Below are 12,415 nucleotides of genomic sequence, written 5' to 3'. Positions count from 1 at the left end.
GGGCCGAGGCGCCGGCGGGTCACGGCATCGCTGGAGCCACCGATCGCTCGAGCAGGAAGCCCGCGGCAACCAGAACGAAGGAGCTCTTCGCGACACGCTGGCCGACCGGCCCCGGTTGTCGGCGCGCCGCCGGAATCTCCTTCATTTTGGCAGGGAGAGAGCGGGAGGAAGAGGAGAGGGGGCGGGTGGGGCTCGCCGGGGAGGGAGAGCGAGCTGCACGCCGCGGGCAGGTCAGGTGTCCGGCGCCCGGCGACCTCTCGACCCGGCCAGGCCGTCGGCGTAGCCGTCCTCGTAGGCCTCCCGGCTGCCGCGGGCGAACATGTCGCTCGGACCGGTGCGCACGAGGCTGCGCGCACCCGGCAGGTCGAGCGGGCCGACGAGGCGGCCGAGGCCGCTGACCACGGCGACCGGGCATCCGCTGGTCTTGCCCTTCACCAGGTCGGCCGCAGCGGCGATCTCGTCGGCGACGGCGGCCTGCGTCACGGTGAGCGGGCGGCCCTGCGCGTCGACGCCGCCGCGCAGGTCGTCGGTGACGTGCAGCCCGGCCGCGCCGATGGCCGCGTCCGTCTGGCCGATGCGCCAGGGCCGACCGAGGGTGTCCGAGATCACGACGCCCACGTCGACGCCGAAGCGGATGCGCAGAGCGGCGGCGAGCGCGCGGGCGCTTGCATCCGGGTCCAGCGGCAGCAGCAGGATGGTGCCGTCCGGGGTGTTGCTCGCATCGACGCCGGCGGCCGCGGCGACGATGCCCAGGCGGTTCTCGACGATGCGGGTGGTCCCGCCGGGATGCTCGCGGGTCGCGACGACGCGCACGGTCTCCTCGGTGATGGCGGCCTCGCGGTCGGCGGCCTCGCGCATCCGCCCCTCCGCCTTGGAGACGATCTTGCTCGTGACGACGAGGATGTCGCCGGCCTCGAGCGGAGCGACGAGGTCGCCGATCAGCCGGGCCAGGTCGTCGCCCTCCCGGATCTCGCCGAGACCCGCGGGCGCCCGCACCTCCAACCGGGTCACCGCCGCAGCCCCGGCAGCACCTCGCGGCCGAAGACCTCGAGGAACTCGCGCTGGTTCGGGCCGGCGTTGTGCAGGTAGACCCGGTCGAAGCCGAGGTCGAGGGCGCGCTGGATGGCGGCGCGGTGCACGTCCGGGTCGTCGGAGACGGTCATCCGCTCGGCGAGATCCTCGGGACGCACGAGCCTGGCGATCTGCGCGAACTCGAATGGCGAGCGGATGTCGCCCTTCGGGAAGCTCATCGCCCCGTTCGGCCAGAGCCGCAGCGCGTTCGCGAGCGCCTGGTCGCGGCTGGGCGCCCACGCGAGGTGCAGCTGCAGCACCTTGCTCGTGCTCGCCGGGTCCTTGCCGGCCTCGCGGGCGCCCTCGTCGAAGCGCTGCACGAGTCGGGCCAGCTGCTCGTGCGGCGCGCCGATGGCGATGAGGCCGTCGGCGCTGCGGCCGGCGCGCTTGGCCGTGACCGGTCCGGCGGTGGCGACGAGGATGGGCGGGGCCGTCTCGGGCATCGTCCAGAGCCGCGCGGTCTCGAGCCGGAAGAACTCGCCGTCGTGCTTGACGTCGCGGCCCGACAGACCGCTCGCGAAGAGCTTGCGGATGACCTCGATCGCCTCGAACAGGCGGTTGATGCGCTGCGGCGCCTCGGGCCAGTACTGGCCGGTGACGTGGTCGTCGAGCGCCTCGCCCGCGCCGAGGCCCAGCCAGTGGCGGTGCGGGTGCATGGCCGCGAGCGTGGCGCTGGCCTGGGCGACGACGGCCGGATGCATCCGCACGGTGGGCGCGATCGAGCCGGGGCCGAGATCGCTGGTCGTGCGCTGCCCGATCGCGGCGAGCACGTTCCAGACGAAGGGCGCCTCGCCCTGCGCGGGCACCCAGGGCTGGAAGCGGTCGCTGGCCATGGTGCCGCTGAAGCCGTGCTGCTCGGCGACCGCCGCGAGCTCGACCGCCTCGGCCGGCGGCAGGTGCTCGAGCATCGCCGCGAAGCCGATGCGCGGGGCGGTGCTCACGCCAGGTGCCGCGCGACCGCGGGCGGCACGTAGGGGCTGATGTCGCCGCCGAGCGCCGCCACCTGGCGCACCAGCGAGCTGGAGACGTGCGAGTGGGCGGGGTTCGGCAACAGGAAGACCGTCTCGACCGAGGCGAGGTCGCGGTTCACGATCGCCATGGGGGTCTCGTAGCTCACGTCGAGCTGCGAGCGCACGCCCTTGACGAGCACCTCGGCGCCGACCTGCCGGCAGTAGTCGACGAGCAGGCCGGAACCCCAGTCGGTCACGCGGATGCGACCGCCGATGCCGGCCTCGGCGACCGACTCCTCGATGAGGGCGATGCGCTCCTCCGGACCGAGCAGCGTCGTCTTGGCCGGGTTGTGCACGACGACGACGTGCAGCTCCTCGAAGATCCGAGCCGCGCGCTCGATGACGTCGAGGTGGCCGAGGGTGACGGGGTCGAAGGATCCGGGGACGACGGCGATCCTGCTCATGGGCTCAGCGTAACCGCGGGCCCGGGGTCGTGCCGAACGGCACAGCGTCGGCACCGGCCGCGCGGCGTCGAGCGGATGCGCAGACGACGGTCCCCCGCATCCGCTGGGTGCTCAGCCCTTGTCGAGGTAGGCGCGGGCGCTCTCGTCGAGGCGGCGCTCGAGGGCGGCGGCCAGCTCCGGATGCGCGGCGATGCCGCCGGGCGCCGCGATGAGCTGCTCGGCGGAGGCACGGGCGGCCGCGATGAGATCGCCGTCGCGCGCCACCCGGAGGATGCGCAGCGAGGACCGGCCACCGGACTGGTTGCTGCCGAGCACGTCGCCCTCCTGGCGCAGGTCGAGGTCGGCCTGCGCCAGCTCGAAGCCGTCGAGCGTCGCCGCGACGGCCTCGACGCGCTCCCGGGCGAGCGTGCCCTCCTCGGCGCGGGTGACGAGCAGGCACAGGCCCGGCACGCCGCCGCGGCCGACCCGGCCGCGCAGCTGGTGCAGCTGCGAGACGCCGAAGCGCTCGGCGTCGAGCACCGCCATCGTCGAGGCGTTCGGCACGTCGACGCCCACCTCGATCACGGTGGTGGCGACGAGCACGTCGATGTCACCGGCGGCGAAGGCGCGCATGATCGCATCCTTCTCCTCGCCCTTCATCCGCCCGTGCAGCGCCTCGATGCGCCGGCCGGCCAACGCCGGCTGCGCGCGCAGCTGCGGCAGCAGCGTCTCGACCGCCGCGAGCGGGGCGTCGCTCGCGCTGCCCTCCTCGAGCGGTGTGCCGTCGTCGGTCGTCTTCGACGCCTTGCCGTCGGCGGGTTCCTCGATCGCGGGGCACACCACGAAGGCCTGGCGGCCCTGGGCCAGCTCCTCCCCCATCCGCTCCCACACCCGCGCGATCCACTGCGGGTGGTCGGCGAGCGGCACGACGTGGCTGGTGATGCCGGCGCGGCCTGCCGGCAGCTCGCGGATGGTGGCCACGTCGAGGTCGCCGAACACGGTCATGGCGACGGTGCGCGGGATGGGGGTGGCGGTGAGCACGAGCACGTGGGGCGGCGTGGCGCCCTTGGCCCGCAGCGCCTCGCGCTGCTCGACGCCGAAGCGGTGCTGCTCGTCGACGACCACGAGGCCCAGGTCGCTGAACTCGACCGCGTCGCCGAGCAGCGCGTGCGTGCCGACGACGATGCGCGACTGCCCGCTGACGATGGCCAGCAGCGCCTTGCGCCGCTCGGCGACCGGCAGCTGCCCGGTGAGCAGCACGGGCCTCAGCTCGGCGACCAGCTCGTGGCCGAGCGTTCGTTCGATGGAGCGCAGGTGCTGGCCGGCGAGCACCTCGGTGGGTGCCAGCAGAGCCGACTGGCCGCCGTCCTCGGCGACCGCGAGCATGGCCCGCAGCGCCACGAGCGTCTTCCCCGAGCCGACCTCTCCCTGCACGAGCAGGTTCATCGGGCTCTCGCTGGCGAGACCTGCGGTGATCGTCTCGCCCACCGCGCGCTGGTCGCCGGTGAGCTGGAACGGCAGCGCCGCGTCGAAGCGCTCCAGCGGACCGCCCGGTGCCGCGCGGCGGGCGTAGGCGGTGCTCGCGCGCTGCTGCTCGCGGCGCTGCAGCAGCGCGGCCTGCAGCAGCAGCGCCTCCTGGAACTTCAAGGTGTGCCGGGCGGCGTGCGCGTCCTGCTCGGTCGTCGGCCGGTGGATGAGCTCGAGCGCGCGGTGGTACGGATGCAGCTTGCGCCCTCGCGCACGATCGCCGGGATCGGGTCGGGCAGGTCGGGCAGCCCGTCGAGCACGACGGCGATGGCACGCTGCAGCTGCCAGCTCGCCACGGTGCCGGTGGCCGGGTAGATCGGGATCGGCTGCTCGGCCCAGCGCTTCGCCGCCTCGGGGTCGCGCCCATCGCCCTCGTCGCGGTCGAACAGCTCGTAGTCGGGGTGCGCGAGCTGCATCGCGCCGCGGTACTCGCCGAGCTTGCCGGCGAAGATGCCGCGGACGCCGGGGCGCAGCTCCTTCGCCCGCCAGGACTGGTTGAAGAAGGTGAGGCTGATCGTGCCGGTGCCGTCGCCGATCAGCACCTCGAGCAGGGAACCGCGGCGCGCGCGCATGGAGCGCTCCTGCACCTGCAGCACCTCGGCGACCAGGGTGATGTTCTCGTCCGGCGGCAGCGCACCCAGCTCGGTGAGCTCGCCGCGCTTGGCGTAGCGGCGCGGATAGTGGCCGAGCAGGTCGGCGACGGTCTCGAGGCCGAGCCCGCGCGCGAAGGCCTTCGCGGTGCGCTCCCCCAGCACCGCGGCCAGCGGCTGGTCGAGCGGCGAGGAGGTCACTCGTCGAGCGTATCGCGCACCCCCGACGCGCCCGCGCGGCGGGGCGGACCGTCGAGCGGATGCGGACCCGGCGTCCGCGCAGCAGGGCGGGCGCGCCGCCGCCCGAGCGGATGCGGACCGACGGGTCGGTTCGACAGGTTGACGCACCGCCGCCCGAGCGGATGCGGACCGCCGCGTCCGCGCATCCGCTCGCCGCTAGGCTCGATGCCCATGACCCGCATCATCGCCGGCTTCGCGGGATCGCTCGCGCTGCAGGTCCCCCGCACCGGCACGCGCCCCACCAGCGACCGGGTGCGCGAGGCGCTCTTCTCGGCCCTCGAGTCGCGCGATGCCGTCGAGGGCGCCCGCGTGCTCGACCTCTTCGCCGGCACGGGAGCGCTGGGGCTCGAGGCGCTGAGCCGCGGCGCCGCCGAGGTCGTGCTCGTCGAGAAGCACGGGCCCGCGGCGAGGATCGCGCGGGCGAACGCCGCGCAGGTCTCCGCCCGCGCCCCGCGGGGTGCGACCTCGCAGGTGCGCGTGGCCGCGGTCTCGGCGCAGGCGTTCGTCGAGACCGGCGGCGACGCCTTCGACCTCGTGCTCATCGACCCGCCGTACGAGCTGGGCGAGCCCGAGCTCGCCGTGCTGCTGGCGGCGCTGCCCGCGCGGCTCACCGAGGACGCGGTCGTGCTCGTCGAGCGCTCGGGCCGTGCCCCGGAGCCCACCTGGCCCGAGGCGCTCGAGCTCGAGCGTCGCCGCGACTACGGGGACACGACCGTCTGGTTCGCCTCGCGCCCCTGACGCGACCGGCGCTCGCCGCGCCCGTCATCCCGTCCGAGCCGGCGCGCCCCAACCCGCCGCCCATGCCGCGCCGCCGCCTGCGCGGTGTGCCGCAGCGAAGGCCCCGACCTCGCCGTTGGCCCTGCCCTCCCCAAAGGTCCCGACCTCGCCAAAGGCCCCGACCTCGCCGAAGGTCCCGACCTCGCCAAAGGCACCGACCTCGCCGAGATGAAGGAGATCTGCGCGACTCGCCGGAGCCACGGTCGAGGACCGCGGCGTGTCGCGAGTTTCTCCTTCGTTCTGGTGCGGCGGAGAAGGTGTGGGGTGGTGCGCGGAGGCGGTGCCGGGTGGGGCGCGGACGCGTGGGCGTGCGGATCAGTGCTCGGCGACGAGGGTGAGCTCGCGCTCCCCCGTGCGCTCGAGCGGCACGCCGTCGCCGGCCGCCCAGTCGAGCAGCTCGTCGAGGCCGCGGGGCTCGGCACCGTCCAGCAGCAGCCGGCGCACGAAGCGGCCCTTGCCCTGCTTGTTGAAGTGGTTGAGGGCGCGGCGGCGGCCGTCCGGCCCCTCCGCGACCACGCGCAGGTACGCGGACTCCGCGACGCCGTCCAGCGGTCCCAGCCCGACGTAGCCCTCGCTGCGCAGGTCGAGCACGGGCTCGCCTAGCGCCGCCAGCGCGGCCGCCGCATCCGCTCGCCAGTGCCGCTTCAGCGGCAGTCCCGGCAGCCGGGAGTCGTGCGAGAGCCGGTAGGCGGGCACGGGGTCGCCGGCGCCGACCGGTCCGAGCAGCGCGGAGTGCACGAGCACCGACCGGCGCGCGCGCTCCCAGGCGTCCTCGGGCAGCGATGGCGCATCGAGCGCGTCGTAGAGCACCCCGGTGTAGCGGTGCAGCGCGGGCATCGTCGGCGACGTCGCGATCTCCCGGTTGCGGGCCACCTCATCGGCCTGCTTCGGACCCAGCTTGAGGGCGCGGACCGTGGCCTCGGCGTCGCCGGCCAGCTCGACCGCGGCATCGACGACGGCGGCCCGCGCGGCCGTGAGCTCCGGGAACGCGAGCTGCGACAGGTCGAGCGCACTGCCGGGAGCGCCGCCCTCGCGCTTGGTCTCGGAGGGCGGGAGGATGAGGCGGATCACGCTCGCAGGAATGCGAGCGACTGCTCGAGCAGCACCGGGAGCGGATGCACGCTGTCGAGCCGCAGACGCGGTGCGCCCGCGGCGGCCCCGTCCCACTCGGCCCATTCGTCCAGGCTCTCCTCGACCGCGTGCACGGCAGCGGGAGGACTGAGCCGGCGACGCGCCTCGAGGCGCTCGCGATGCAGATCCGGGTCGGAGCAGTGGACCTCGAGGAAGCGCAGGCCGCGGCCCTGGCGCTCGGCGAGGCCCACCCACTGGTCGCGGGCGGGGCCGACGGCGTTGACCGCGTCCAGAACGACGCCGAGGCCGCCGGAAGCCAGGATCGGCTCCACGGCGGCCTCGGCCACGAGATAGGCGGCCAGCCCGGTGGGCTGGCCGGCGTCGATGCCCGCCCGCAGGATCGCCGCCTCGATGGGGTCCACCGAGACGACGGGCAGGCGCAGCTCGGCGCCGATCGCCGCCGCCAGGGTCGACTTGCCGGAACCCGGCAAGCCGGCCATGGCGATCAGCACGGTTCGATCCCTGCGGTCAGACCAGCGACGCGGCGCGCGCGACGACCGTGACGGTGTCGTGCTCGACCGAGACGAAGCCGTCCTCGGCGTTCGCGACGAGCTTCTCGCCGCTGGGGAGCGTGATGCGGACCTGGCCTGCGCCCAGGATCGCGAGCACGGGCTCGTGACCCGGCAGGAAGCCGATCTCACCCTCGGTCGTGCGGGCGACCACGGAGGAGGCGGTACCCGCCCAGACCTCGTGGTCGGCCGACACGACGCTGACGTTGAGCTCGGCCACGATCAGCCGTTCTCCTTCTGGATCTTCGCCCACTGCTCCTCGACGTCGGAGATGCCGCCGACGTTGAAGAAGGCCTGCTCGGCCACGTGGTCGAACTCGCCCTTGGCGATGGCGTCGAAGGACTCGATGGTGTCCTTCAGGGGCACCGTGGAGCCCTCGACACCGGTGAACTTCTTCGCCATGTAGGTGTTCTGCGAGAGGAACTGCTGGATGCGGCGCGCGCGCGACACCGTGATCTTGTCCTCTTCGGAGAGCTCGTCGACACCGAGGATCGCGATGATCTCCTGCAGCTCCTTGTTCTTCTGGAGGATCTGCTTGACCGTGGTAGCGACACGGTAGTGGTCCTCGCCCAAGTAGCGGGGGTCCATGATGCGCGAGGTCGACGTGAGCGGGTCGATGGCCGGGTAGAGGCCCTTCGACGCGATCTCGCGGCTCAGCTCGGTGGTCGCGTCGAGGTGCGCGAAGGTGGTCGCCGGGGCCGGGTCGGTGTAGTCGTCGGCGGGCACGTAGATCGCCTGCAGCGAGGTGATCGAGTGACCGCGCGTCGAGGTGATGCGCTCCTGCAGCACGCCCATCTCGTCGGCGAGGTTCGGCTGGTAGCCCACCGCGGACGGCATGCGGCCGAGGAGGGTCGAGACCTCCGAGCCCGCCTGCGTGAAGCGGAAGATGTTGTCGATGAAGAGGAGCACGTCCTGCTTCTGGACGTCGCGGAAGTACTCGGCCATGGTGAGGGCCGAGAGGGCGACGCGCAGACGCGTTCCCGGCGGCTCGTCCATCTGGCCGAACACGAGCGCGGTCTTGTCGAAGACGCCGGCCTCGTCCATCTCGTGGATGAGGTCGTTGCCCTCACGGGTGCGCTCGCCGACGCCGGCGAACACCGAGACGCCGCCGTGGTCCTGCGCGACGCGCTGGATCATCTCCTGGATGAGGACGGTCTTGCCGACGCCCGCACCGCCGAAGAGGCCGATCTTGCCGCCCTGCACGTAGGGGGTGAGGAGGTCGATCGACTTGATGCCGGTCTCGAAGAGCTGCGTCTTCGACTCGAGCTGGTCGAATGCCGGGGGCTTGCGGTGGATGGGCCAGCGCTCGGTGACCTCGATGGTCTCGCCGTCCGGGAGGTTCAGCACGTCACCGGTGACGTTGAAGACCTTGCCCTTGGTGATGTCGCCGACGGGCACCGAGATGGGCGAGCCCGTGTCGGTGACCTCCTGGCCGCGGACGAGGCCGTCCGTCGGCTTCAGGGCGATCGCGCGCACGAGGTCGTCACCGAGGTGCTGGGCGACCTCGAGCACGAGCTCGCTGGTCTGGTCGCCGATCGACACGGTGGTCTTCAGCGCGTTGTAGATCTCGGGGATCGCGTCGTGCGGGAACTCGATGTCGACGACCGGACCGGTGACCCGGGCGATGCGTCCGACACCGGCCGCGGCCGGAGCCTCGGTGGCGTTGGTTGCGGTAGCGGTAGCCATCTGTCTTCTCTTCCTCGTAGGAGCTACTTCGCCGAGACGAGGGCGTCTGCGCCGCCCACGATCTCGGAAATCTGCTGGGTGATCTCGGCCTGGCGGGCGTTGTTCGCCAGACGGGTGTAGTCGCGGATGAGTTTGTCGGCATTGTCGCTCGCCGACTTCATCGCACGCTGGGTAGCCGCGTGCTTCGACGCGGCGGACTGCAGCAGCGTGTTGAAGATGCGGCTCTCGATGTAGACCGGCAGGAGCGCGTCGAGCACGGTCTCCGCGTCGGGCTCGAACTCGTACAGCGGCAGGAGCTCGCTCTGCTCGGGCGCCTCGACGCCCTCGACGACCTCGAGCGGCAGGAGCCGCACGACCTCGGGCACCTGGCTGATCATGTTGACGAAGCGGTTGTAGACCACGTGGATCTCGTCCACGCCGCCCTCCGAGGCCGGCTGCTGGAACTTCGCGACGAGCGTGTCGGCGATCTCCTTGGCGGTCTCGAAGCCCGGGTTGTCGGTGTCGCCCGTCCAGACCTGCTCGAAGGCGCGGCGGCGGAAGGCGAAGTAGCCCTGCGCACGACGGCCGACCAGGTAGAACACCACGTCCTTGCCCTGCTCGCGCAGGAGCTCGGCGAGCTGGTCCGCTTCCTTGAGCACGTTCGCGTTGAACGCGCCGGCGAGGCCGCGGTCGGAGGCGAGGATGAGCACTGCGGCCCGCTCCACCTTCTCCGCCTCGGTGGTGAGCACGTGGTCGACGTTCGAGAAGGTCGCGACCGCGGAGACCGCACGGGTCACCGCACGCGTGTACGGCGCCGAGGCCGCGACGCGCTGCTGCGCCTTCTGGATGCGCGACGCCGCGATCAGCTCCATGGCACGGGTGATCTTCTTGGTGGTCTGGGCAGAGCGGATCTTCTGCCGGTAGACCCGAAGCTGGGCTCCCATGTCGTTTCCTTCTGTCTAGCTCTGGTCTGGGTCGTGGCCGCTGCGAGCGGCCGGATCGCGGGGAGGCCCGTGCGGGCCTCCCCGAGGGACCGCCTTAGCGGCGGCCCTTGACGATCTGTGCCTGGTTCACGTCCGACTCGTCCGCGGCCTCGGCGGCCGTGTCGACGGGAGCGGCCGAACCCGGCTGGAACTCCTTGAGGAAGGCGTCCGTGCCGGCCTTGAGCGCCGCCAGGGTGTCGTCGTCCAGCACGTTGGTCTTGCGCAGGTTGTCGAGCACCTCGGTGTTGCGCTTGAGGTAGTCGATCAGCTCGGCCTCGAAGCGCAGCACGTCCTCGACGGGGATCTCGTCGAGCTTGCCGTTGGTGCCGGCCCAGATCGAGACGACCTGCTCCTCCACCGGGAACGGCGAGTACTGCGGCTGCTTCAGCAGCTCGGTGAGGCGGGCGCCTCGGGCGAGCTGACGGCGGCTGGCCTGGTCGAGGTCCGACGCGAACATCGCGAAGGCCTCGAGCGAGCGGTACTGCGCGAGCTCGAGCTTGAGCGTGCCGGAGACCTTCTTGATCGACTTCACCTGGGCGTCGCCGCCGACGCGCGAGACCGAGATGCCCACGTCGACCGCAGGACGCTGGTTGGCGTTGAAGAGGTCGGACTGAAGGAAGATCTGGCCGTCGGTGATCGAGATCACGTTGGTCGGGATGTACGCCGAGACGTCGTTCGCCTTGGTCTCGATGATCGGCAGGCCGGTCATCGAGCCGGCGCCGAGCTCGTCCGAGAGCTTGGCGCAACGCTCCAGCAGACGGGAGTGCAGGTAGAACACGTCGCCCGGGTAGGCCTCGCGTCCCGGCGGACGGCGCAGGAGGAGCGATACGGCGCGATAGGCCTCGGCCTGCTTCGACAGGTCGTCGAAGATGATCAGGACGTGCTTGCCCTCGTACATCCACTGCTGGCCGATGGCCGAACCGGTGTAGGGCGCGAGGTACTTGAAGCCGGCCGGGTCGGAAGCGGGGGCCGCGACGATGGTGGTGTACTCCATCGCTCCGGCGTCCTCGAGCGCGCCTTTCACCGAGGCGATGGTCGAGCCCTTCTGGCCGATCGCGACGTAGATGCAGCGGACCTGCTTGTCGACGTCGCCCGACTCCCAGTTGGCCTTCTGGTTGATGATCGTGTCGATCGCGATGGCCGTCTTGCCGGTCTGGCGGTCGCCGATGATCAGCTGACGCTGGCCGCGGCCGATCGGGATCATGGCGTCGATCGCCTTGATGCCCGTCTGCATCGGCTCGTGCACCGACTTGCGCGCCATGACGCCCGGTGCCTGCAGCTCGAGGGCGCGGCGGCCGCTCGAGGCGATGTCACCGAGGCCGTCGATCGGCTGGCCGAGCGGGTCGACGACGCGACCGAGGTAGCCCTCGCCTACGGGGACGGAGAGGACCTCGCCGGTGCGGGTCACCTCCATGCCCTCCTCGATGCCGGTGAACTCGCCGAGCACGATGACGCCGATCTCGTTCTCGTCCAGGTTCTGGGCGAGGCCGAGGGTGCCGTCCGCGAAGCGGATGAGCTCGTTGGCCATGACGCCGGGGAGGCCCTCGACGTGCGCGATGCCGTCGCCGGCGTCGGTGACGCGGCCGACCTCGGTGGTGGAAGCCTTGCCGGGCTCGTAGGACCCGACGAAGTCCTTGAGCGCGCTCCGGATCTCGTCCGGGCTGATCGTGATCTCTGCCATCACTGTCTCTCTGCTTGTCGAGGCCCACGGCCTCGGGATGTCTGGAAGAACGTCAGCTCGCGAGGGCGAGCTTGAGGTCCTGGAGCCTGCTGGCCACGGTGCCGTCGACGACCTCGTCGCCGATGCGCACGCGCAGCCCGCCGATGATCGACGGGTCGACCACGACCTGCACGCGGAACGAGCGGCCGCGGGAGGCGGTGAGGCCTTCCTCGAGCCGCTTGCGCTGCGCGGGGCTCAGCGGCGCGGCGGCGGTGACCGTGGCCACCTCGCTGCCGGCCTGGTCGGCGACGATGTCGGCCGCGGCCTCGATGAGCGGACGGATGCGGCGACCGCGCGGCTGCTGCACCAGGTGCCGCAGGATCGCGATGGTCGTCGCGTGCGCCTTGCCCTCGAGCAGCTCGCTGACGACGCCGGCCTTGGCCTCGGGAGCACCGAGCTTGCTGCTCAGCGCGAGCTCGAGCTCGGCGTCGCCGGCCACGGCGCGCAGGAAGGCGAACAGTTCGGAGTCGACCGCCGTGCGCGCGGGCGCGGAGCCCGCGGCCACCCGGATGCCGATCTCCTCGATGCCCTCGAGCAGGTCCTCCGAACGCGACCAGCGACGGCCCACGAGACTCAGCAGCAGGCCCTTGGCCTGCGACCCCAGCTTCGCGCCGAAGATGCTCTCGACGAGCGCCTGCTTGCGGTCCGCATCGAGCTCGGGGTCGGCGAGCAGTCCGCGCAGCTGCGCGGACCCGCCCACCGCTCGGGCGGCTGCGAGCAGCTCCTCCGCGGCGGCGAGGCTCGGCTTGCCCGCATCGGCCAGAGCCGCGCGGGAGAGCGCGAGGGCCTCCCTGGTTGCGCTGCCCACG

Annotated in this window: 11 protein-coding genes and 1 pseudogene; 1 reads left to right on the top strand and 11 read right to left on the bottom strand. The window is 72.4% G+C overall.

Annotation, left to right across the window (positions count from 1 at the left end; all coding sequences use genetic code 11):
* Positions 1-231 precede the first annotated feature (231 nt).
* The 4 genes and pseudogenes from QQK26_RS00865 to QQK26_RS00850 form a co-directional block, all read right to left on the bottom strand.
* A complete protein-coding gene (locus QQK26_RS00865) occupies positions 232-1,011 on the bottom strand; it encodes a coenzyme F420-0:L-glutamate ligase (protein ID WP_284229085.1) in 780 nt (259 codons plus the stop codon).
* Positions 1,008-1,979, bottom strand: a complete 972-nt coding sequence (locus QQK26_RS00860) for a TIGR03557 family F420-dependent LLM class oxidoreductase (RefSeq protein WP_284234372.1) — start codon at positions 1,977-1,979, stop codon at positions 1,008-1,010. The genes QQK26_RS00865 and QQK26_RS00860 overlap by 4 nt, the downstream gene beginning before the upstream one ends.
* A 29-nt stretch (positions 1,980-2,008) precedes the next feature.
* A complete protein-coding gene (gene coaD, locus QQK26_RS00855; RefSeq protein WP_284229083.1) occupies positions 2,009-2,485 on the bottom strand; it encodes a pantetheine-phosphate adenylyltransferase in 477 nt (158 codons plus the stop codon).
* Between the two features lie 111 nt (positions 2,486-2,596).
* Positions 2,597-4,782 (bottom strand): annotated as a pseudogene (locus QQK26_RS00850) (ATP-dependent DNA helicase RecG).
* Positions 4,783-4,992: 210 nt separating this feature from the next.
* Here QQK26_RS00850 and rsmD point away from each other — a divergent pair.
* On the top strand, positions 4,993-5,559 hold the full coding sequence (gene rsmD, locus QQK26_RS00845) for a 16S rRNA (guanine(966)-N(2))-methyltransferase RsmD (protein ID WP_284229080.1): 567 nt from the start codon (positions 4,993-4,995) through the stop codon (positions 5,557-5,559).
* Between the two features lie 354 nt (positions 5,560-5,913).
* Here the strand turns inward: rsmD and QQK26_RS00840 are convergent, their stop codons facing one another.
* From QQK26_RS00840 to QQK26_RS00810, 7 genes are all read right to left on the bottom strand, one after another.
* A complete protein-coding gene (locus QQK26_RS00840; protein WP_348519974.1) occupies positions 5,914-6,669 on the bottom strand; it encodes a YaaA family protein in 756 nt (251 codons plus the stop codon).
* Positions 6,666-7,181 (bottom strand): P-loop nucleotide/nucleoside kinase family protein, encoded by a 516-nt coding sequence (locus QQK26_RS00835; RefSeq protein WP_284229078.1) that lies wholly within the window; start codon positions 7,179-7,181, stop codon positions 6,666-6,668. The genes QQK26_RS00840 and QQK26_RS00835 overlap by 4 nt, the downstream gene beginning before the upstream one ends.
* 16 nt (positions 7,182-7,197) lie before the next feature.
* Complete coding sequence (locus tag QQK26_RS00830; RefSeq protein ID WP_284229076.1) at positions 7,198-7,458, bottom strand: F0F1 ATP synthase subunit epsilon; 261 nt, start codon at positions 7,456-7,458, stop codon at positions 7,198-7,200.
* A 2-nt stretch (positions 7,459-7,460) separates the two neighbouring features.
* Positions 7,461-8,924, bottom strand: coding sequence for a F0F1 ATP synthase subunit beta (gene atpD / locus QQK26_RS00825; protein ID WP_284229074.1), 1,464 nt, complete (start codon positions 8,922-8,924; stop codon positions 7,461-7,463).
* A 23-nt stretch (positions 8,925-8,947) separates the two neighbouring features.
* The gene (locus QQK26_RS00820) at positions 8,948-9,847 is read right to left on the bottom strand and encodes a F0F1 ATP synthase subunit gamma (RefSeq protein WP_284229072.1); all 900 of its coding nucleotides are present in this window, start codon (positions 9,845-9,847) and stop codon (positions 8,948-8,950) included.
* 94 nt (positions 9,848-9,941) lie between these two features.
* Complete coding sequence (gene atpA / locus QQK26_RS00815; RefSeq protein ID WP_284229070.1) at positions 9,942-11,567, bottom strand: F0F1 ATP synthase subunit alpha; 1,626 nt, start codon at positions 11,565-11,567, stop codon at positions 9,942-9,944.
* 52 nt (positions 11,568-11,619) lie between these two features.
* On the bottom strand, positions 11,620-12,414 hold the full coding sequence (locus tag QQK26_RS00810; protein ID WP_284229067.1) for a F0F1 ATP synthase subunit delta: 795 nt from the start codon (positions 12,412-12,414) through the stop codon (positions 11,620-11,622).
* Between the last annotated feature and the right edge of the window lies 1 nt (position 12,415).

The organism is Arenivirga flava, from assembly GCF_030161575.1.
Lineage (GTDB): Bacteria > Actinomycetota > Actinomycetes > Actinomycetales > Microbacteriaceae > Arenivirga > Arenivirga flava.
The sequence above is the reverse complement of the archived record's forward strand: the minus strand, read 5'-3'. Positions and strand labels throughout refer to the sequence as shown.

Excerpts from the sequence above, each read along its gene's own strand:
- QQK26_RS00860 (WP_284234372.1), bottom strand. The coding sequence starts at position 1,979 with ATGCTCGAGCACCTGCCGCCGGCCGAGGCGGTCGAGCTCGCGGCGGTC.
- atpD (WP_284229074.1), bottom strand. The coding sequence starts at position 8,924 with ATGGCTACCGCTACCGCAACCAACGCCACCGAGGCTCCGGCCGCGGCC.
- coaD (WP_284229083.1), bottom strand. The coding sequence starts at position 2,485 with ATGAGCAGGATCGCCGTCGTCCCCGGATCCTTCGACCCCGTCACCCTC.
- rsmD (WP_284229080.1), top strand. The coding sequence starts at position 4,993 with ATGACCCGCATCATCGCCGGCTTCGCGGGATCGCTCGCGCTGCAGGTC.
- atpA (WP_284229070.1), bottom strand. The coding sequence starts at position 11,567 with ATGGCAGAGATCACGATCAGCCCGGACGAGATCCGGAGCGCGCTCAAG.
- QQK26_RS00820 (WP_284229072.1), bottom strand. The coding sequence starts at position 9,847 with ATGGGAGCCCAGCTTCGGGTCTACCGGCAGAAGATCCGCTCTGCCCAG.